This is a genomic window from Telluria sp. BA11, assembly GCF_056680305.1.
On the sequence record NZ_CM155275.1, the window covers coordinates 735,054 to 754,892 of the forward strand.

Annotated in this window: 18 protein-coding genes and 6 tRNA genes; 8 read left to right on the forward strand and 16 right to left on the reverse strand. The window is 62.4% G+C overall.

From position 1 onward, the window contains the following. Window positions 1-8 precede the first annotated feature (8 nt). Window positions 9-584 carry an elongation factor P gene (locus AC1MGT_RS03125; RefSeq protein ID WP_183558142.1) on the reverse strand — a complete coding sequence of 192 codons (576 nt, stop codon included), beginning with the start codon at window positions 582-584 and terminating at the stop codon, window positions 9-11. A gap of 107 nt (window positions 585-691) precedes the next feature. Further along, entirely contained in the window at window positions 692-1,867 is a 1,176-nt protein-coding gene (gene earP / locus AC1MGT_RS03130) for an elongation factor P maturation arginine rhamnosyltransferase EarP (RefSeq protein ID WP_499502971.1), read from the reverse strand. Window positions 1,868-2,231: 364 nt separating this feature from the next. Here earP and AC1MGT_RS03135 point away from each other — a divergent pair, with 364 nt between their 5' ends. The 3 genes from AC1MGT_RS03135 (at window position 2,232) to AC1MGT_RS03145 (ending at window position 5,406) form a co-directional block, all read left to right on the forward strand. Continuing rightward, the gene (locus tag AC1MGT_RS03135; protein ID WP_499502972.1) at window positions 2,232-3,134 is read left to right on the forward strand and encodes a hypothetical protein; all 903 of its coding nucleotides are present in this window, start codon (window positions 2,232-2,234) and stop codon (window positions 3,132-3,134) included. 85 nt (window positions 3,135-3,219) lie between these two features. Beyond that, a complete protein-coding gene (locus AC1MGT_RS03140; RefSeq protein WP_499502973.1) occupies window positions 3,220-3,477 on the forward strand; it encodes a hypothetical protein in 258 nt (85 codons plus the stop codon). Window positions 3,478-3,501: 24 nt separating this feature from the next. Continuing rightward, complete coding sequence (locus tag AC1MGT_RS03145; protein WP_499502974.1) at window positions 3,502-5,406, forward strand: S8 family serine peptidase; 1,905 nt, start codon at window positions 3,502-3,504, stop codon at window positions 5,404-5,406. An 80-nt stretch (window positions 5,407-5,486) separates the two neighbouring features. Here the strand turns inward: AC1MGT_RS03145 and AC1MGT_RS03150 are convergent. From AC1MGT_RS03150 to apbC, 8 genes are all read right to left on the reverse strand, one after another. Further along, window positions 5,487-5,562 (reverse strand) — tRNA-Glu (locus AC1MGT_RS03150). 218 nt (window positions 5,563-5,780) lie between these two features. Further along, window positions 5,781-5,856 (reverse strand) — tRNA-Glu (locus AC1MGT_RS03155). Between the two features lie 93 nt (window positions 5,857-5,949). Continuing rightward, window positions 5,950-6,025 (reverse strand) — tRNA-Glu (locus AC1MGT_RS03160). A gap of 75 nt (window positions 6,026-6,100) precedes the next feature. Further along, window positions 6,101-6,176, reverse strand: a tRNA-Ala gene (locus tag AC1MGT_RS03165). A 92-nt stretch (window positions 6,177-6,268) separates the two neighbouring features. Further along, a tRNA-Glu gene (locus tag AC1MGT_RS03170) sits at window positions 6,269-6,344 on the reverse strand. A 102-nt stretch (window positions 6,345-6,446) separates the two neighbouring features. Continuing rightward, a tRNA-Ala gene (locus tag AC1MGT_RS03175) sits at window positions 6,447-6,522 on the reverse strand. Between the two features lie 91 nt (window positions 6,523-6,613). Next, on the reverse strand, window positions 6,614-8,005 hold the full coding sequence (gltX, locus tag AC1MGT_RS03180) for a glutamate--tRNA ligase (RefSeq protein WP_183558125.1): 1,392 nt from the start codon (window positions 8,003-8,005) through the stop codon (window positions 6,614-6,616). 280 nt (window positions 8,006-8,285) lie between these two features. Continuing rightward, window positions 8,286-9,374: an iron-sulfur cluster carrier protein ApbC gene (gene apbC / locus AC1MGT_RS03185; protein ID WP_183558121.1), complete on the reverse strand. Its 1,089-nt coding sequence runs from the start codon at window positions 9,372-9,374 to the stop codon at window positions 8,286-8,288. A 161-nt stretch (window positions 9,375-9,535) separates the two neighbouring features. Here apbC and metG point away from each other — a divergent pair, with 161 nt between their 5' ends. The 5 genes from metG to panC all read left to right on the forward strand — a co-directional run bounded on the left by metG (window position 9,536) and on the right by panC (window position 15,252). Next, window positions 9,536-11,707 carry a methionine--tRNA ligase gene (gene metG / locus AC1MGT_RS03190; RefSeq protein ID WP_499502975.1) on the forward strand — a complete coding sequence of 724 codons (2,172 nt, stop codon included), beginning with the start codon at window positions 9,536-9,538 and terminating at the stop codon, window positions 11,705-11,707. 164 nt (window positions 11,708-11,871) lie between these two features. Further along, window positions 11,872-13,188 carry an enoyl ACP reductase FabMG family protein gene (locus AC1MGT_RS03195; protein ID WP_499502976.1) on the forward strand — a complete coding sequence of 439 codons (1,317 nt, stop codon included), beginning with the start codon at window positions 11,872-11,874 and terminating at the stop codon, window positions 13,186-13,188. A 103-nt stretch (window positions 13,189-13,291) separates the two neighbouring features. After that, the gene (locus tag AC1MGT_RS03200; protein ID WP_332531156.1) at window positions 13,292-13,501 is read left to right on the forward strand and encodes a DUF3460 family protein; all 210 of its coding nucleotides are present in this window, start codon (window positions 13,292-13,294) and stop codon (window positions 13,499-13,501) included. 14 nt (window positions 13,502-13,515) lie between these two features. After that, on the forward strand, window positions 13,516-14,385 hold the full coding sequence (locus AC1MGT_RS03205; RefSeq protein ID WP_499502977.1) for a segregation and condensation protein A: 870 nt from the start codon (window positions 13,516-13,518) through the stop codon (window positions 14,383-14,385). A 27-nt stretch (window positions 14,386-14,412) separates the two neighbouring features. Next, a complete protein-coding gene (gene panC / locus AC1MGT_RS03210; RefSeq protein WP_499502978.1) occupies window positions 14,413-15,252 on the forward strand; it encodes a pantoate--beta-alanine ligase in 840 nt (279 codons plus the stop codon). Window positions 15,253-15,275: 23 nt separating this feature from the next. Here panC and AC1MGT_RS03215 read toward each other — a convergent pair whose 3' ends face one another. The 6 genes from AC1MGT_RS03215 to cheD all read right to left on the reverse strand — a co-directional run bounded on the left by AC1MGT_RS03215 (window position 15,276) and on the right by cheD (window position 19,827). After that, window positions 15,276-15,662 (reverse strand): response regulator, encoded by a 387-nt coding sequence (locus AC1MGT_RS03215; protein WP_499502979.1) that lies wholly within the window; start codon window positions 15,660-15,662, stop codon window positions 15,276-15,278. A 59-nt stretch (window positions 15,663-15,721) separates the two neighbouring features. Next, entirely contained in the window at window positions 15,722-16,936 is a 1,215-nt protein-coding gene (locus AC1MGT_RS03220) for an EAL and HDOD domain-containing protein (RefSeq protein WP_499502980.1), read from the reverse strand. A gap of 32 nt (window positions 16,937-16,968) precedes the next feature. Further along, window positions 16,969-17,619, reverse strand: a complete 651-nt coding sequence (locus tag AC1MGT_RS03225) for a protein phosphatase CheZ (protein ID WP_499502981.1) — start codon at window positions 17,617-17,619, stop codon at window positions 16,969-16,971. Between the two features lies 1 nt (window position 17,620). Beyond that, the gene (gene cheY / locus AC1MGT_RS03230; protein ID WP_005666673.1) at window positions 17,621-18,019 is read right to left on the reverse strand and encodes a chemotaxis response regulator CheY; all 399 of its coding nucleotides are present in this window, start codon (window positions 18,017-18,019) and stop codon (window positions 17,621-17,623) included. A gap of 129 nt (window positions 18,020-18,148) precedes the next feature. Then, window positions 18,149-19,213 (reverse strand): protein-glutamate methylesterase/protein-glutamine glutaminase, encoded by a 1,065-nt coding sequence (locus AC1MGT_RS03235; RefSeq protein ID WP_332531150.1) that lies wholly within the window; start codon window positions 19,211-19,213, stop codon window positions 18,149-18,151. A gap of 17 nt (window positions 19,214-19,230) precedes the next feature. Then, entirely contained in the window at window positions 19,231-19,827 is a 597-nt protein-coding gene (cheD, locus tag AC1MGT_RS03240; RefSeq protein ID WP_499502982.1) for a chemoreceptor glutamine deamidase CheD, read from the reverse strand. Window positions 19,828-19,839 lie beyond the last annotated feature (12 nt).

Below are 19,839 nucleotides of genomic sequence, written 5' to 3' on the forward strand. Positions count from 1 at the left end.
ACCCGTGCTTAGTTACGCACGACTTTCTTGTACTCGTTGGTACGGGTGTCGATTTCGATCATGTCGTCGCCGCTGACGAACAACGGCACCATCACGGTGTGCTGCTTGCCTTCGATGGCGTTTTCGATCTTGGCTTCTTTCAGGACGTTGCCCGACGTGTTGCCCTTGACTGCTGGCTCCGAGTACACGATCTGGCGTGCGATCGTGGTTGGCAGTTCGACCGAGATGGCCTTGCCGTCATAGAACACGGCTTCGCATTCCATACCGTCTTTCAGGTAGTGCAGTGCGTCGCCCAGGTTCTCTTCTTCGATTTCGAACTGTTCGTAATCGGCGTCCATGAAGACATACAGCGGATCGGCGAAGTACGAGTAGGTCACTGGCTTCTTGTCCAGCACGACGACGTCGAACTTGTCATCGCCACGGAACACGTTTTCCAGCGGTGCATTGGTCAGAAGATTCTTCATCTTCCACTTGTAGGTGAAGCCCGTGCGGCTCGAGCCGTTGACGTCGGAACGCAGCACGATGAACGGCTTTTCATCAACCATGATGATGTTGCCAACACGAATTTCTTTTGCGGGTTTCATAGATATTTTACGTAAAAAGATAGTTGCATTAAATCATCGCCGGCTGGTGGGCCGAAGGCCCCGGACCTGCGTTTGATCGTCGGAATCCGTTAGAAACTAACCGGGCATTATACGCTGTTTTCCTGGGCAAACTGCAGATCGCGCACGAAATCGAGCAGTTGCGTGACCAGATCGCCCTGCGCAAGCACCGTCTGGTGCCAGGCATCGGCTTGCGCCGCGATGTCGGGCAACGCGGCGTCGAGCGCATTCCATGCGGCCCGGTGATCATCCATCGGCTGCGCACCGTTCCAGCCAAGCATGTACGCCGCCAGTGCCGGCGCCCCTCGCGCGTACAGCGCCAAGAACGCGTGCAGCTTCTTGTGGTGCAGACTCTCGTCCTGCGGATAAATGTGCCAGACGAACGGGCGACCGGCCCATTGCGCCCGCACCCACGAATCTTCGCCACGCACGAAATTGACGTCGCAGGCCCAGAGTAACAGGTCGTAATCGGCCTGGGGCAGGAATGGCAGCACGCGTACCGTCAATTGGCCATGGCTCGCGCTCGCGCCGGCCACTGGCGCGGTGCCCAGGAAGGCGCCGACCTGCCCGGACGCGACGCCTTCCGGCACCAGGCACAGCGTGGGGGTGGCGCCGCCCCGCCAGGTGTCGAGCAGTGCGGTTACCGGCGCGTCAAGGTAGCAGAACAGCGACACCTTGCGCCCTGCTGCCTCGGCCGCGGTAACGCCGAAGCGGGCCAGGAAATCGGTCACCGCAGCGCCATCCTGCTGAAATGCACGACGGCGCGCGTCCAGTCCCGCTTCGTACAGCAGCCCGCCGGTACGCGCATTAAAGCCCGGGAAATAGAAATGCTTGGTCAGGGGCAGACGCGGATGCATCGACGGCAGGCGGTGGCAGCCCTCGACCCAGTCCTCGGCCGTCAAGCCCTCGTAGTTCAGCCATACGGGGCGCGGCGTGCGGGCGGCCATCGCCCGCTGGTAGTCGGGCGGCAGCTCACAACCGAAGAACTCGATGACGACGTCGGGGATGTCACGAGCGTGGAACTGGCCACCCTGATCCTGCCAGTGACGCACTGTGACGCCTTGTATCGCTTGCCGCGTTTCCACCGGATCCACCTCGGGGCAGATGCGCCGGAAACTGACCAGGTCGTCGACCCACAGCGTGACCGCCAGCGCATGCTCGTGGCACAGCTGGCGCGCCAGGCGCCAGCAGATGCCGATGTCCCCATAGTTATCGATGACCTTGCAGAAGATCGCCAGCGACGGCGCGGAGGAAGACAGGGACATGGATGCGGGCGGCGCCGTGATGCGCGAAGACGAAGGTCGTCATTCTAACCCGGATTTACGTGGTGATTTTTCTCAAGCCCCAGTGCGCATCGCGAAGAAAGTTGGGCCTTTCTGACGCGCGTCTGCGCTACCGCAAAGCGCGATTTTAACGTTGCCCACATCGCCATAAGACCAAAACTTCACCGCCAGACACCGGTCGAACGCCTACCTGCAGGAAAAGCAGCCTCGAAAGGCCGCCATCCTGCCCTTCCCTCGCGCCACCGGTCACGCCGCGGCGCGAATCATATGAACACGGTCGTTTGTGGCAGGCCCTTGCTGTTTCAAGCCAGTCTCAACGCGACCGATCAACCGGAGGCTTAGCACCATGAACGAATTTCAACAACCATTTGGTCAACCACAGTTTGCACCACAAGGCCTGGGCAGCATGTTCGGCGGCGCGCTAGGCGGCGCCGTTGGCCGCGGCATCGGGGGCTGGTTTGGCAATAGTGGCGCGGGCGGGCGCATCGGCGAAATGGCCGGCAACTTCCTCGGTCACCTGTCGCCATTCTCGGTCGATCCGGCCGCTGCCATGGGTGTGCAGCAGCAGATCGATCCGCAACAGCTGCAGCAACTCCAGCAGATGCAACAGCTGCAGCAACTGCAACAACTTCAACAGCAACAGCAGATGCAGCAGCTGCAAGGGCAGTTGACCCCGCAGGGTGGTTTCTTCGGCAATCTGATCAGCACGATCGGCAAGCCTGCCGGCGCCCTGGTCGGCAACCTGACCGGCAACCGCCACCTCGGCAATATGATCAGCGACTATTCCGGCTATGCCCGGCTATTGCCGCTCGGCGCCGACCCGCTAGCGCAGCAACAGGTCCAGCAGCAACACCCGATGGTCCAGCTACAGCAGTTGCAGGCCCAGCAGCAGCAATTGCAACAACTGCTGCAGCAGGTCCAGCAGCAGGCCGTCATGCTGCAACAGCAGATCGTGCAGCAAGGCGGTCAACTGGCGCCGCAGGGTTGGCTCAGCAATGCGATCACCCAGTATGCACGGCCGGTCGGCGGCTTCATCGGCGAGCAGCTGGGCAACCAGGGCCTGGGCGCCGCGATCGGCGGCGTGGCGGCGCAGCTTGGCCGTTATATACCCGCATCCGTTGATCCGTACGGGCAGCAGTTCGGCAACCAGCTCGGTGGCCAACTCGGTGGACAACTCGGTGGCCAGTTCACCGGTCAGCAAGCGCAGTACGGCCAGTCTGGCCAGTTCGGCCAGCAAACCGTGCACTAAACCATGAGCCACACCACACCATGACATACAGCCAGGTTATTGCAGGCAATTGCCTGCAGTGATCTGGCGCCGAGGAGTCCCCGCCATGCCGGCTTCCCTGCCCCCTGCTTCTCCCGGCCGCTACATCGTGCGCGCTGCAAACGACGACAACGAACTCGTCCGGTTCCTGGCGACCCTGAGCGCCGAACCCGGCGTGCAGGTCGTCGACCTGATCGGTCCGTCGTCCGGCCCGCCACACACGGCGGTCGTCGAAACCGACGCACCCACTGCCGAGCGGCTGCGGCAGCAGACTCTTGACCAGTTAACGATCGAACCCGACCAACCCCTCTCGCTGTCCGACTGAACGGCGCCGGGCAAAGGACACACTATGGCCAAACAAGCAAAAGGCGGTGCTGCCGATTCGCAGCAGACGCCCACCGAGTTGCATGACGGTGCAGGAGACGCCCGCGCCGATACCGGCAGCAGCCCCGCCCCTGCGCGCGGGCGCCCGGTCACCGAGCGCAAGAAAAAATACCTGGTGGCGCCGCGTGCCGTGCTCGGCGCATTCGGCACCAGCAGCTGGATGACGCCGCTGGGCCTGTCGGCGGTGCAGCAAGCGCTCACCGCCATGCCCGATATCGACGTGGTCGACACCATCACGCCGCGCGCCGGGCTGACCACGGCCGGTTTCGGGCCATCTTCGATGGGTGACGGCGCCGAGGGCATCGTCGTCGCGCGCATGACCGATCAAAAAGCGGGCGAACTGCTGCAGCGCGGCCAGGGCCAGTTGCTCGTCGAACGCGACCAGCACCTCGCATTGCTTGACCCCATGCTGCGCCGCCCCGACCTGGTGAGCGCGCTCACGCCCTATCAGGGACCGCAGTGCGAACTCTTGCTGGCGGTCGTGGGCACTGACGGTGCGCCCCTGCCCGAGGTCGAGGTTTCGCTGTTCGGCGGCGTGCTGCCAAGTACCGCCGTTACCGGCACCGACGGCGTGGCGCGCCTGCGCCTGTATGGCGACGATCCACACACGATCAGCGGCCTGTATGTGAAACCACGCGCCGATTACTGGAGCTTCTACCAGCGCGATCCCGACCTGAGCCTGCAAGAGGCAAACGTCGTCATGCTGCGCCCCCTGGCCGAATGGCCGGCGCTGCGCGGCCTGCCGCAGCAAAACGCCATGGGCTGGGGAGCACGGGCCATGCGCCTCGATCAGGTACCCCAGCATTATCGCGGGCGTGGCATCAAGGTGGCCGTCATCGATTCCGGCGCCGCTACCACGCATGGCAACCTGAACGAGATCCACGAAGGCTTCGACGTCATCAACAAGCGCACCGACCGCAGCACCTGGAATGTGGACACGCTTGGCCACGGCTCGCACTGCACCGGCGTGATTGCCGCCACCGATCCGACCTGGGGCATCCGCGGCTTCGCGCCCGAAGCCGAAATCCACGTTTGCAAACTGTTCCCCGGCGGCCAGGTCAGCCAGCTGATCGACGCGCTCGAATACTGCATCGAGCAGGGCATCGACATCGTCAACATGAGCCTGGGTGGCTCAGCGCCCTCCGAAGCGCTCGAGCGCCAGATCGTGCGCGCCAAGCAGGCCGGGGTCGCCTGCATTGCCGCCGCCGGCAATTCGGCCGCTGCCGTGCAATATCCGGCGTCATCGTCACATGTGCTGGCCGTCGCGGCCATCGGCAAGATCGGCGAGTTCCCGGCAGACAGCTACCATGCCGAAACCATCGGCGCCGACATCGACGTGTATGGCTACTTCACGGCGCGCTTCAGCTGCTTCGGGCCGCAGGTCGATGTGTGCGCGCCCGGTGTGGCCGTCGTGTCGTCGGTGCCGCCAAATAATTTCGCCGCATGGGACGGGACGTCGATGGCGGCGCCGCATGTGTCGGGCCTGGCTGCACTCGTGCTGGCACACAGACCCGAATTCGGGTCGATGCTGCAAGCCCGCTCGCCGGAACGGGTCGAACGGCTATTCCACGTTCTACGGATGAGCGCGCGCCCTGTCACGCTGAATGATCCCAACCACATTGGCTATGGCTTGCCCGATGCGCTGGTGGCGCTGGGCTTGCCTACGGCGCAGCAAACGATGCCCTGGCAGAGCACGGCAGCAGGGTTTGGTGCGCCGGTTGGCATGCATGGCATGGCAACCCATGACGGTGGATGGCTCAGCGCGGCGGGGGTCAGCATGCAGCATCAGGGCATGCAACAGCAGGGCATGCCGAATCAAGGCCCGACGCTGCCATATCCGTTCGGCACGCTGCGGGTGTCAGGTTGGTGAAGTACGAAGCGCCGCGCGACCGTGTCGCAGACGAAAAAAAACCGGAGCCCCACTGTCGTGGCCGGCTCCGGCTTTCTGTCTGGCGTCCCCACGGGGATTCGAACCCCGGTACTCACCGTGAAAGGGTGATGTCCTAGGCCTCTAGACGATGGGGACCTAAAACTGGTGCTGCATATTACCGACTGCGTGTTGCCCGATGCTGCTGACTGCAACGCAGAACATCACGAAACTGTCGCAACCTTCGCAAACCATCACAATGACGATCCTGCGATCCTACTTTACAACCAAACCATTGCGCACACAAATGTAGCGTCACAATAGAAAAACCGGAGCACCTCTCCGCGCAAGCGCGTTGGTCTACCCCGGTTTTAAACTGGCGTCCCCACGGGGATTCGAACCCCGGTACTCACCGTGAAAGGGTGATGTCCTAGGCCTCTAGACGATGGGGACCTAAAACTGTTTTGCTCTGACGAGCGCACTGCAACTACATGATGCTACTGGCTTTGACGCGCCGCCGCTGGCGCGGCACATCTGCCAAATTCTTGGCGTCCCCACGGGGATTCGAACCCCGGTACTCACCGTGAAAGGGTGATGTCCTAGGCCTCTAGACGATGGGGACCCTGGACTTGCTGAAACTTTTACTGCGCTTGCTTTACTACTACTGCGGTACTACTCAATGTCGTTTTCTTTTACGTGGTGGAGGTAAGCGGGATCGAACCGCTGACCTCTTGCATGCCATGCAAGCGCTCTCCCAGCTGAGCTATACCCCCCACGGGAAAACAACATTTTACTACACTGCACCTGCTTCGACCAGTAGCGCATGCTGCTCGCATACTGTGTCTTGTTATTCTAACCAGCAAGCTGGCGTCCCCACGGGGATTCGAACCCCGGTACTCACCGTGAAAGGGTGATGTCCTAGGCCTCTAGACGATGGGGACCATGAACAACCGATTACTGCATTACTACTTCACAACTACTTTGCTGCTGGCTACACAGCGTCACATCATTACCGAGGCAAAACCACTGCCACACTTCAGAGTTGGTGGAGGTAAGCGGGATCGAACCGCTGACCTCTTGCATGCCATGCAAGCGCTCTCCCAGCTGAGCTATACCCCCGCAGCGCTGAAGTGCGAGCATTATATAGGACACCCTTGCATTTCGCAAACAACGTTTTGAGACGTTGAAACGGGGTGTCCCATGCGGGCTGTTACAGCCCCTTCTGCACGCGCGCCAGCACGACGTCGCGGCCGAACAATTCCAGCACCACATCGATCGCCGGCGTCTGCAACTGGCCTGTCAGCAGCAGGCGCAGTGGCATGGCCAGTTGCGGCATCTTGAGACTGTGGGCCGCCAATACTTCCTTGATCATGGCTGCCAGCGACGCCTTGTCCCACGCGACCGTGGCGCAACGCTCCGCGAACAGCGCCAGTGCCCCGCGCACGGCTTCGGTCAGGTGCAGCGCCAGTTGCTCTGCATCCGGCTGCGGATCGCGGTAGAACAGCATGGCAGCATCGGCCAGCTCGTTGATCGTGTTCGCGCGTTCCTTCATCAGGCCCAGCACGGTTGGCAGTGCCGGCGCGCCATCGAAGCGCGCACCGTCGCGTTCGAGCTTTGGCAGCGCCAGTGCGGCCAGGCGCTCGTTGTCGGCTGCCTTGATATAGTGGTTGTTCAGCCAGTTCAGCTTTTCCGGATTGAACTGGGCCGCCGATGCGGTCAGGTGTTCCAGGTTGAACCACTCGGTGAACTGCGCCATCGAGAACACTTCGTCGTCGCCGTGGCTCCAGCCCAAACGCGCCAGGTAGTTGAGCATCGCTTCAGGCAGATAGCCCTGCTCCGGATAATCCATGACACTCACGGCGCCATGGCGCTTGGACAGCTTTGCGCCATCGGTGCCTAGAATCATCGGCAGGTGGCCATACAGCGGCAGCTCGGCGCCGAGCGCGCGCAGGATGTTGATCTGGCGTGGCGTGTTGTTGACGTGATCGTCGCCGCGCAGTACGTGCGTGATCTTCATGTCCCAGTCGTCGACCGCGACGCAGAAGTTATAGGTCGGCGTGCCGTCCGGCCGCGCGATAACCAGATCGTCGAGCTCCTTGTTGCCGATCGTGATCGTGCCCTTGACCACGTCCGTCCAGGTCACGTCGCCATCGAGCGGATTCTTGAAACGCACCACCGGCTTGACGCCTTCCGGCACGGCTGGCAGGGTCTTGCCATCTTCCGGGCGCCAGGTGCCGTCGTAGCGCGGCTTCTCGCCGGCTGCGCGCATGCGCTCGCGCATCGCTTCCACTTCGTCAGGCGACGAGTAACACAGGTAGGCGGTGCCGGCGTCGAGCATGCCAGCGACCACTTCGCGGTAGCGGTCCATGCGCTGCATCTGGTAGAACGGGCCTTCGTCGTGCTCCAGGCCCAGCCACTTCATGCCGTCGAGGATGGCCTGCACGGCTTCCGGCGTCGAACGTTCGAGGTCGGTGTCTTCGATGCGCAGGATGAAAGTGCCGCCGAAGTGGCGGGCATAGGCCCACGAATACAGCGCGGTGCGCGCGCCGCCAACGTGGAGATAGCCGGTCGGGCTGGGAGCAAAACGGGTGCGGACGGTCATGGCGGAAAGCAATCAGGTAAAAGGCGTATTCTACCCCGACGCCCGGCCGGCCAGCATGCATCCCCCATGGCCCCTCGCCCAGTCTGCCTGACGGCGCACAACGGCGCACAACGGCGCACCACGGCGCGATTGGCCGAGCGGCCTTGCCGGACACGCCCAGCACCACCGGCCGCCTCCCCACACGACATCGGCCTGCAAAATGAACAAAGCCCCTGCACAACAGCGTTGCGCAGGGGCTTTGTGAAACGGGTCCGGGCACCAGGCCCGGCCAGGCTTATGGTCAGTCGTTCCTGACGACGATGCTCGGGAACTTGCTGCTCATGTCCTTGGCCTTGTCGGCGATCTTGATCGCGACCTTGCGGGCGATCTGCTTGTAGACCGCGGCAACGGCGCCATCCGGATCGGCGACGACGGTCGGACGACCGGCATCGGCCTGCTCGCGGATCGACATCGTCAACGGCAGCGCGCCGAGGAATTCGATGCCGAAATCGGCGCACATCTTCTCGCCACCGCCGTGACCGAAGATCGCTTCGGTGTGGCCGCAGTTGGTGCAGGTGTGGGTGCTCATGTTCTCGACCACGCCCAGGATCGGGATCCCGACTTTTTCGAACATCTTGAGGCCCTTGCGCGCGTCGAGCAAGGCGATGTCCTGCGGCGTGGTGACGATCACGGCGCCCGTGACCGGCACTTTCTGCGACAGCGTCAGCTGGATGTCGCCGGTGCCTGGCGGCATGTCGACGATCAGGTAGTCGAGATCGCGCCAGTTGGTCTGCTCGAGCAGCTGTTGCAGCGCGCCACTGGCCATCGGGCCGCGCCACACCATCGGCTCATCGGGATCAATCATGAAGCCCACCGACGACACCTGGATGCCGTGGTTTTCCAGTGGCTCCATGCTCTTGCCGTCATTGGTCAGCGGGCGACCGCTCACGCCCAGCATCATCGGCTGCGACGGACCATAGATGTCCGCATCCAGGATGCCGACGCTGGCGCCTTCGGCGTGCAGCGCCAGGGCCAGGTTCACGGCCGTCGTCGATTTGCCGACGCCGCCCTTGCCCGAGGCAACCGCGATGATGTTCTTCACGTTCGGCATCACCTTCATGCCGCGCTGGACCGTGTGCGACACGATCTTGCTGTAGGCGCGAATTGCCACGCCTTCGACGCCTGGCAGGGCCAGCACGGCGCTGGCCGCCATCTGGCGCAGCATCTCGACCTGGCTGGCGGCCGGGTAGCCCAGTTCCAGCTCGAACGTGACCTGGCCATTGTCGATATTGATGTTCTTGATCGACTTGGTGGTGATGAAATCCTTGGTGGTATTGGGGTCGATCACGCTCGCCAATGCCGTCTTGATATCGCTTTCAGTGATGCTCATGGTGCTCTCCGGGTGTTCTCCGATTGATATTGGGGCGAAGTGTAGCGCAAAACGGCAGGGCAGCCAGCCTGTTGGTCGTAAACCACGGGGAATACCCCCTGCGCGCACAGGGCCATCCGCTGTTAAAATGCTTCTTTTCATATAACCGAAGCGTTTCAACCATGACCCGCAAGCTGTTCGTCACCACCGCACTGCCCTACGCCAATGCTGCCTTCCATATCGGCCACATGATGGAGTACATCCAGGCCGACATCTGGGTCCGCTTCCAGCGAATGCAGCGCGAAGGCAATGCGCAGGGCGGCCAGAAACGCGAAGTGCATTTCGTCTGCGCCGACGATACGCACGGCACGCCGATCATGATCGCGGCCGAAAAAGAAAACATCACGCCACAGGAATTCGTGGCCAAGATCGCCGCCGGCCGCGCGCAATACCTCGATGGCTTCCACATCGCCTTCGATAACTGGTATTCCACCGATTCGCCCGAGAACGTCGAACTCTCGCAAGACATTTACCGCAAGCTGCGCGATGCCGGCCTGATCGTCACCAAGACCGTCGACCGCTTCTACGATCCGGTCAAGGGCATGTTCCTGGCCGACCGCAACATCAAGGGCGAGTGCCCGGTCTGCCACGCCAAGGACCAGTACGGCGACAACTGCGAAGTCTGCGGCGCCGCCTACCAGCCAACCGAACTGATCAACCCGTTCTCGGTCTTCACCGGCTCCACGCCCGTGCTCAAGCCGTCGGAGCAGTACTTCTTCAAGCTGTCCGACCCGCGCTGCTTCGCGTTCCTCAAGGAATGGCTCAATACCCCAGGCCGCCTGCAGCCGGAAATGGTCAACAAGGTGTCGGAATGGCTGGGCGAGTCTGGCGAAAAGCTGGCCGACTGGGACATCTCGCGCGACGCGCCCTACTTCGGCATCCCGATTCCGGATGCACCCGGCAAGTTCTTCTACGTGTGGCTGGACGCGCCGGTCGGCTACCTGGCCAGCCTGAAAAACTACTTCGACAAGCAGGGCCTGGATGTCGAGGCGTTCCTGAACGACCCGGCCGCCGAACAGCTGCACTTCATCGGTAAAGATATTGTCTCGTTCCACCTGCTGTTCTGGCCGGCGATGCTCAATTTCTCGGGCCACCCGATCATCGACAACCTGAAGGTCGCCGTCCACGGCCACCTGACGGTGAACAATGAAAAAATGTCGAAGTCGCGCGGCACCGGCATTTCGCCGCTGCGCTACCTGGAACTGGGCATGAACCCGGAGTGGCTGCGCTACTACCTGGCCTTCAAGCTCAACGCCAAAGTGGAAGACCTGGACTTCAACGGCGACGACTTCGTGGCCCGCGTCAACAGCGACCTGATCGGCAAGTACGTGAATATCGCCAGCCGCTGCGCCGGCTTCATCGCCAAGCGCTTTGACGGCAAGCTGGCCGACAGCGTCTCGCCGCTGGGCCGCGACTGGATCTGCAAGGCGCTGATGCACGACGGCGCCGAGCGCCAGGCATCGGTGGCCGCCAGCTTCGAGGCGCGCGAGTATGGCCGCGCACTGCGCGAAATCATGGAAATCGCCGACGTCATCAACCAGTACGTCGATGAACACAAGCCATGGATCCTGGCCAAGGACGAGACCAAAACGGCCGAACTGCATGACGTCTGCACGACCGCGCTGATCCTGTTCCGTCAACTGACGATCATGCTGCAGCCGGTGCTGCCGCAAGTGGCCGCGCGCGTTGCCGAATTCCTGGGCGACGCTGAACTGAGCTGGGCCGATACCCATGGCGCCGCCGTCTACGAATCGATGCTCGGCCGCACCATCGGCACCTACACGCACCTGATGCAGCGCGTCGATGCCAAGATGGTCGAGAACCTGTTCGACAAGCCGGTCCCGGCGGCGCCTGCTCCGGCGATCGCCGCACCGGCAGCCGCTGCGGCGATCGCCCCGGCGTCTACGCCAGTGACCGACGCGTCGGACGAAGGCGACATCGAAGCCCTGGCCCCGACCATCACGATCGACGACTTCGCCAAGATCGACCTGCGCGTCGCGAAAATCGTCAACTGCGAACACGTCGAAGGGTCGACCAAATTGCTGCGCCTGACGCTCGATGTCGGCGAAGGCCGTCACCGCAATGTGTTCTCGGGCATCAAGTCGGCATACCAGCCGGAAGACCTGATCGGCAAGCTGACCGTGCTGGTGGCCAACCTGGCCCCACGCAAGATGAAGTTCGGCGTGTCCGAAGGCATGGTGCTGTGCGCATCAAGCGCTGACGAAAAAACCAATCCCGGCCTGTACCTGCTCGACCCGATGCCGGGCGCGACGCCAGGCATGCGCATCCGCTAATGCTCCACGCCGGCGCCTGGCCTGGCGTGCCACGATGATGTGGCCGCCAGCCTGCCGTCGGACGGTCCCGGAAGCGAATTCCGGGGCCAGTACCGGGTGTACAATGCCATGTTTAAACTATGACAAGACGCCCTACAAACTCTTTTGATAGGTAGCCAAGAACCATGACCGATTTGACTCCCCTGCGCCATATTCCGACCGCCAACGTGTTCCGCAAAGGCGACGTGTTCGTCCTGTTCGGTGAACTGTTCGGCCGCGGCTACGTGAATGGCCTGATCGACGAAGCGCGCGCCGCCGGCATGACGATCGTCGGCATCACCGTCGGCCGTCGCGACGAGACCGGCGCACTGCGCCCGCTGGACGCCGCCGAGCTGGCCGAAGCCGAAGAAAAGCTGGGCGGCCGCATCATCAATGTGCCGCTGATGGCCGGCTTCGACATGGATGCACCGGAGGGCGAAAAGAACCCGACCGAAATGCTGTCCGGGATCACGCTGAAAACCTGGCAAGAAGAAACGCTGGACTGGGAGCACATCGAGCGTTGCCGCGAAGCCGGCGTGCGCCGCTTCACGACCTCGGCTGCGCAGGTCATGCAGGAAATCGACAAGCTGGTGCCGCAGGGCGCGAACGTGTTCTTCGCCCATACGATGGCCGGCGGCATCCCGAAGATCAAGGCCTTCCTGGCCATTGCCAACCGCATCTACAAAGGCCGCGGCGAGCGCTTCATGTCCTCGCGCGCCCTGCTCGAGAGCGATCTGGGCAAATTGATCCTGATGAACTTCGACGAAGTCTCGGCCAACACGCTCAAATACCTGATCGACGCGTCGGCCACGATCCGCGACCGCGTGACCCAAAGCGGCGGCGAAGTGCGCTACACGGCCTATGGCTACCATGGCACCGAGATCCTGATCGGCGGCGAGTACCACTGGCAGACCTACACCAACTACACGCAGGGCTATGCCAAGATGCGCCTGGAGTCGGTGGCCGAAGCAGCGTGGAAGAACGGCATCACTGCCACCGTGTTCAACTGCCCGGAAATCCGCACGAATTCGTCGGACATCTTTGTCGGCGTGGAACTGTCGCTGTTCCCGTTGCTGGTCGCGCTCAAGCGCGAAGGCGGCGGCGCCTGGGCCGATGAGCAGTGGCGTATCTGCGAAGAATTGCTGGGCGAAGGCACGTCATTGCAGCAATTGCTCGACACCATCGAGGGCTACAACAACGACGCCACCAGCGCCGAGTTCCGCAATTTCGAGGCCTGGCCGATGGACAACACGCCGGCCCTGGCCGATGTGATGATCGGCACCTCGGAAGCGATCACGGCGCTGCACAAGGACAAGAAAGCGCTGATCACCGATCACCTGTCGAGCCTGGTGCTGGAAGGCGCCGGCCCGCTGATGTTCCATGGCGCGTCCGAAAAAATTGCCCCGGTGCTGTGGCTGAACCACGACATCATCGCGCGCCAGCTGAACGCGCTGCACAAGTAAGCGCAACATCGTCATACTTGACGACACCCACGGCGGGGCGCAGGAATCTACCCCGCCCCAGGTGTCGTCAAGCCGCTGTTCCATTGCACCCACGAAGCCAATCATGATCTTCTCGAAAAAACACGTGAACTACGAATCCGAGCATACCAAGTTCATCTCGGAACTGAAGAAACAGCATCCAGAGATGGATGCCGGCCAGGTGGCCGGTCGCGCGCTGCTGTGGGACAAGTCCCCCGTCTCGCTCGACGAACAGGCACGCACTGAAGAGTCGCGCCTGCGCCAGCAAGCTTATCCGTACCAGAACAAGGTCTGAGGACGGTCGCGCGCATGATGCCCGACGGGGCGGCTGACGGACACGATGAGGTACACACTCAGGCTGTCCAGCCCGCCATGGAAACACCGCATCCTGCGCCGGTCGACGCCACCCTGGCACGCCTGTACGGCGAACCGCTCACGCGCTTGCCGAATGACCTGTACATCCCGCCCGATGCGCTCGAGATTTTTCTTGACGCATTTGAAGGCCCGCTCGATCTGCTGCTGTACCTGATCCGGCGGCAAAACTTCAATATCCTCGATATCCCGATGGCGCAGGTCACCCTGCAATACCTCGTCTATGTCGAGCAGATCCGCAAGAGCAATCTCGAGCTGGCCGCGGAATACCTGTTGATGGCGGCAATGCTGATCGAGATCAAGTCGCGCATGCTGCTGCCCAAGCGCCAGGACGAATTGATCGAGGATGCTGGCGACCCGCGCGCCGAACTGGTGCGTCGTCTGCTGGACTATGAGCAGATCAAGACCGCCGCCGTCGCGTTGGGCAATGTGCCGCAGGAAGGCCGCGACTTTGTCCGGCCCGAGCTGTTCGTCGAACAAGGCCTGGTCCAGCCGCTGCCCGATGTCGATCCATGGGATTTGCAGCGCGCCTGGCTCGATGTACTGCGCCGCGCGAAGCTGACCCAGCATCACCGGATCGGCCGCCAGGAACTGTCGGTGCGCGAGCACATGTCGGCCATCCTGCGCACGCTGCAGTCACAGCGCTTTGTCGAGTTCGGCGACCTGTTCGCGGGCCAGCACACGGTGCCGATTGTCGTCGTGCATTTCGTCGCGATGCTCGAACTTGCCAAAGAAACCCTGATTGAAATTACCCAGGCCGAACCGTTTGCACCGATCTACGTGCGACTGGCCTATTCGCCGGCATAACGCCGGCCTCTCCTGACCCGATCCATCATGAAAATCATCTCTTCCATCGACGAACTGCGCGACCAGCTCAGCGGCCAACTGCGCACGGCATTCGTGCCGACGATGGGCAATCTGCACGAAGGCCACCTGTCGCTGATGCGCCTGGCGCGCCGCCATGGCGACCCGGTCGTCGCGTCGATCTTCGTCAACCGCCTGCAATTCGGCCCCAACGAAGACTTCGACAAATACCCGCGCACGTTCCATGAAGACGTGGCCAAGCTGGAAAAAGAAGGCGTCTACGTGCTGTTCGCGCCGACCGAGAAAGACCTGTACCCGGAGCCGCAAGAGTACCGTGTGCGCCCGCCCGATGGCCTGGGCAGCACGCTGGAAGGCGAATTCCGTCCCGGCTTCTTCGAAGGTGTCTGCACGGTGGTCACCAAGCTGTTCTCGTGCGTGCAGCCGCGCGTGGCGGTGTTTGGCAAGAAGGATTATCAGCAGCTGATGATCGTGCGCAATATGGCGCGCCAGTTCGCCATGCCAACCCAGATCATCGGCGCCGAAACGTACCGCGCCGAAGACGGCCTGGCACTGTCGTCGCGTAACGGCTATCTGTCGGAGACCGAGCGGGCTGAAGCACCGACCCTGTACCAGAACCTGAATGCAGTCGCCGACAGCGTGCGCGCCGGCGAACGCGATATTGCGCAAGTCGAAGCGCGTGCGATGGCGGCGCTGGCCGAGCGTGGCTGGAAGCCGGACTATATTTCGGTGCGCAAGCGTGGCGACCTGCAGGCCCCGGACGCGGCCGACCTGACGAATGGCGCGCCGCTGGTCGTGCTTGCCGCAGCCAAGCTGGGCAACACGCGCCTGATCGACAATCTGGAAATCTGATCGCTTGAGCCGCCCCGCGGGCCTCAGCCCGCCGGGCAGCCCTGGCGCACCAGCGCTGCTTTCAACTCCCGCTTGAACCCGGTGTAATCGACGGCTTTCTGCACATAGTCGTCGACACCCAGCGCCTGGGCGCGTTCACGATCGGCCGCGAGGCCGGAGCCTGACACGACGATGACGGGCATCCCGGCCAGCGCCTCGGCGCGCAGACGCGCCAGCAGCTCGAACCCGTCGACCTGCGGCATCTTGATGTCGAGGAGCAGCAGATCGAAGCGCTGCTCGCGAAGCATCTCGTACGCCTGGGCGCCATCGCCTGCCACGACCAGTTGGTGGTCGAACGCGAATTCTTGCAGGGCAAGTCGCGTCAGCATGACATCGATGCCCAGATCGTCGACCAGGAGAATATTTTTCATCCGGCATGCTAGCAGAGCCACCAAACAGACGCCGCCACGTATGCACAGGGGGCGACAGACTAGCCGTCCAGCCCCACGCTCTGCGCCCACGCCAGCGCCGACAAATGCGCTTCATTGACGTCGGACGGACTCAGCCCCAGCGTCGCCGCCAGCGACGCCACCAGGTTCGAATTGAGCTCGCATGCTTCGGCCAGCGCCAGGTAGGGCCCGTAACTGCCTTCGCGCTTCGTCAGTGCCTTGACGACTTCGTCGGGCAACTGGATCGCATCGAGCACTTCCTGCATGGACAGGCCCAGCAGACGGTCGAGTAGCGAGAACATGCCGGCCACGAACAGGTGTTCACCGGCGCCCCGGCCCAGGGCTTTTTGCCCCAGCAATTCAGCCAGGCGACCGCGCACGACAGCCGTTTCCATCAGCACCGGCGAATAGCCGCTGGCACTGGCCGTGGCCAGCAGCAGCACCAGCCAGCGGTACAGCGGCGCGTAGCCCAGCAGCGAGATGGCCTGGCGCAGCGACTGCACTTCGCGCCCTGCCCCAAAGCCGGCCGTATTGATGTAGCGCAGCAGCTTGTAGGTCAGCGCCGGATCGCGTTTAAGCACGCTTTCGAGCCGGCCAACGTCGTCATTGGCCTGCACCATCTGCATCAGTTGCAGGATGATTTGCTGGCTCGGGTTCATGCCCTTGACGGGATTGCCCGGTCGCGGGGTCAGGTGCAGCTTGCCGACAAAGGCATCGAGCCCGAGCGCGGCGCAGGCATCGAAATCGGCCCACGTGCCCACCGGCCGCCCGACCATGCGCAGCGAAGAATGCTTCGCGCTCGCATAGGTCCGGGCCTGGTCCGCCACGTTGCTACCGGTAAAGCGTACTTCGACATACGAAGCGTACGGTGCCAGATTGCGACCCAGCAGCGTGAGGTCGCAGCCGCGAATGGCCACGCCCACGCCACCGGCGCGCACGGCCTGCACGGCCGAGCGCACGTCAACGTCGGTCAACTGGCGGATATCGAAGGCAAGGACGGTGCGTTCCGGCGGCAGCGCATGCAGCGCATCGGTCGACAGCATGGCGGGGACGGCGTCCAGGAACAGGATCTTGTCACGCAGCAGCCAACCCTGGTCGACATGGTTGACGTGCTCGGCGACAAAGCCGACCAGGCCTTCGAGGTCGGGACCAGTCGGGATACGGCCGTCGTGCTGTTGCCACGATAGCTCGTAACCGAGAACACGCTGCCTGGGATCGAGCAGCGGTTCACGGACAATGAAGTTGGTGCGATGCATGGAGGCGCCGTTTCAAATTGCTCGGCGCAAGCTCAAAACCCGAGACTGTCGAGCAGGTCGTCGACCTGCCCCTGGTTTGCCACGACTTCGGTACCCATCGGCTTGATTTGCGGACCGTTCATCAGGCCATTGTCCAGTTCGCGCTTGATCTCGCTTGGTGCGAAATCGATCAGGACCTGGACCAGCTGCTTTTCGAGGTTCTGTGCAATGCCCGTGATGCGACCGATGACCTGGCCCGTGAGATCCTGGAAATCCTGGGCCATCATGATGCTCATCAGTTCGCTGCGGGTGGCAACCGCCCCCGCCCGCGACTCGTCCAGGCCAGCGATCGTGCGCTGCGCCAGCGCGCGCCATTGCGCATCCGTTGCCTCACCTGCGGGCGCGTCGAGCAGTGCCTGCCAACCTGCCTTGAGCTCGGTCGAACGCGCTTCGATGGCATCCTGCAGCGGGCCGGCCGCGTCGGTTGCGTCCAGCACCTTCTTGGCAGCCTGTTCGGACAACTGCGCCACGTAGTCGAGCCGGTCGCGCGCATCGGGGATGTCGCTTGCGGCCTTCTCGATCAACTTGTCGAGGCCCAGACCGCGCAGATTCTCATGCAGCGCACGGGTCATGTGACCGACCCGGCTCAGCACCTCATCGTGCGTGGACGCGCCGGCAACAGGCGCGGTGTTCTGCTCAACCATTTCAGGCTCCGGCTTTGTCCAGTTTCTCGAAGATCTTGTTCAGCTTTTCGTCGAGCGTCGCGGCCGTGAATGGCTTGACGACATACCCGCTGGCGCCTGCCTGTGCTGCCGCGATGATGTTTTCCTTCTTCGCTTCGGCAGTCACCATCAGCACCGGCAGTTTGGCCAGCGCCGGGTCGGCGCGAATATTCTGCAGCATCGTCAGGCCGTCCATGTTCGGCATATTCCAGTCCGACACGACGAAGTCGAACGATTCACTGCGCAGTTTTGCCAGCGCCATGACGCCATCTTCTGCTTCGTCGACGTTGGCATAACCCAGTTCTTTCAACAGATTCCTGACAATGCGGCGCATCGTCGAGAAATCGTCAACAACCAGAAAACGCATCTTTGGATCAGCCATGAATTACTCCGTTTGAATCTACTAATTTGGTTTGTTGGGTAAGCTACTTTTACAGACGCAAGAATAGCATTTTTGTTGCTCTACGGCGATAAAATAGCCCACAAAGCATGGAAGGATGATGAATTCAGCTCAAACACGCAACGCCCGGCCACCTTGGGCCGCCAGATGGTCGAGTACAAGGCGCGGTAAAGCCTGCAATGGACCGACCTCATGTGCAGCGCCGATGGCAATCGCTTCACGCGGCATACCAAACACCACACAGCTCGCTTCGTCCTGAGCGAAGTTGTGGGCGCCGGCTTCACGCATCTCGAGCATGCCCGCCGCGCCGTCCTTGCCCATCCCGGTCAGGATAACACCAACGGCGTTTTTACCGGCCGCCTGCGCAGCGGAACGAAACAACACATCGACCGATGGACGGTGGCGATTGACGGGCGGACTCTGCTCGATGCGCGTCATGTAATTCGCACCGGAGCGCACCAGCAACAGGTGCGAGTGGCCGGGCGCGATATACGCGTGGCCGGGCAGCACCCGCTCGTTGCCAGCCGACTCGACCACGCTGATCTTGCACAGCGAATCGAGGCGCTTGGCGAATGACGTGGTGAAGCCCTCCGGCATGTGCTGGGCAATCAGGATGCCTGGGCAATCGGACGGCATCTGCATCAAAAATTCGCGGATTGCTTCGGTGCCGCCGGTGGAGGCGCCGATGATGATCAGTTTTTCGGAAGAAATGAGAGGGCTCCTCAACGCCGACAGTTGCGTGCTGGCCACCTGGGGCGTGCGGCTGCGCGGTGCGATGCGCGCACGCGCGGCGCCGCGAATCTTGTCAGCGATCATGTCGGCATACTCGCGCATGCCGCTCTGGATCGATATCTTGGGTTTGGTGACGAAGTCGACGGCGCCAAGCTCCAGCGCGCGCATCGTGATTTCCGAGCCGCGCTCGGTCAGCGACGAGACCATCAGCACCGGCATCGGGCGCAGGCGCATCAGTTTTTCGAGAAAGTCGAGGCCATCCATCTTCGGCATCTCGACGTCGAGCGTCAGCACGTCCGGATTGTGTTTCTTGATCAGCTCGCGCGCGACAAGGGGATCGGGCGCCGTGGCCACCACTTCCATATCGGGTTGCGAATTGACGATCTCGCTCATCACGCTGCGGATCAATGCCGAGTCGTCGACGATCAGGACCTTGATTTTCATGGTGTCTCCGTGGTTGCTCAGAACAGGTCGATCGCGCCGCCGACGGGTTCGACCTTGAGTCGCTTGGCGTAATCGAGTTCGCGCTTGGCCAGCGTGTCGTTATGGGTCTGCATCAGCTTCTTGACCAGCACCTTGCCCGTGCGCGGGAAGAAAAACACCTTGCGCGGGTAAATGTCATTCAGGTCTTCGGCCAGCACCGGAATCCGTTCGGTCTTCAGGAACTGCATGACGAACGCGGCATTGCGCTCGCCGACATTCATCGCGGTGAAGCCGCGCAGCACGGCGCCGCCGCCGAACACCTTCGCCTCAAGATGGTCGCGGCGCGCACCGGCCTTGAGCAGATCGTTGATCAGGATCTCCATGGCGAAGGTGCCATAGCGCATCGAGGCCGATACCGGGTTGTTGGGCTCGGCCGCGCCGTCAGGCAGCATGAAATGGTTCATGCCGCCCAGGCCCGTGACGCGATCGCGGATGCAGGCCGATACGCACGAGCCGAGCACGGTCGCGATCAGCATGTTCTCTTTGGTGTAGAAGTACTCGCCGGGCAGGATCTTGGCGGCATCGATCGCGAACGTGCGGTCGTGGTACAGATTGGTTGCGAATTGGCTGTTCATGGTCGCCCTTCG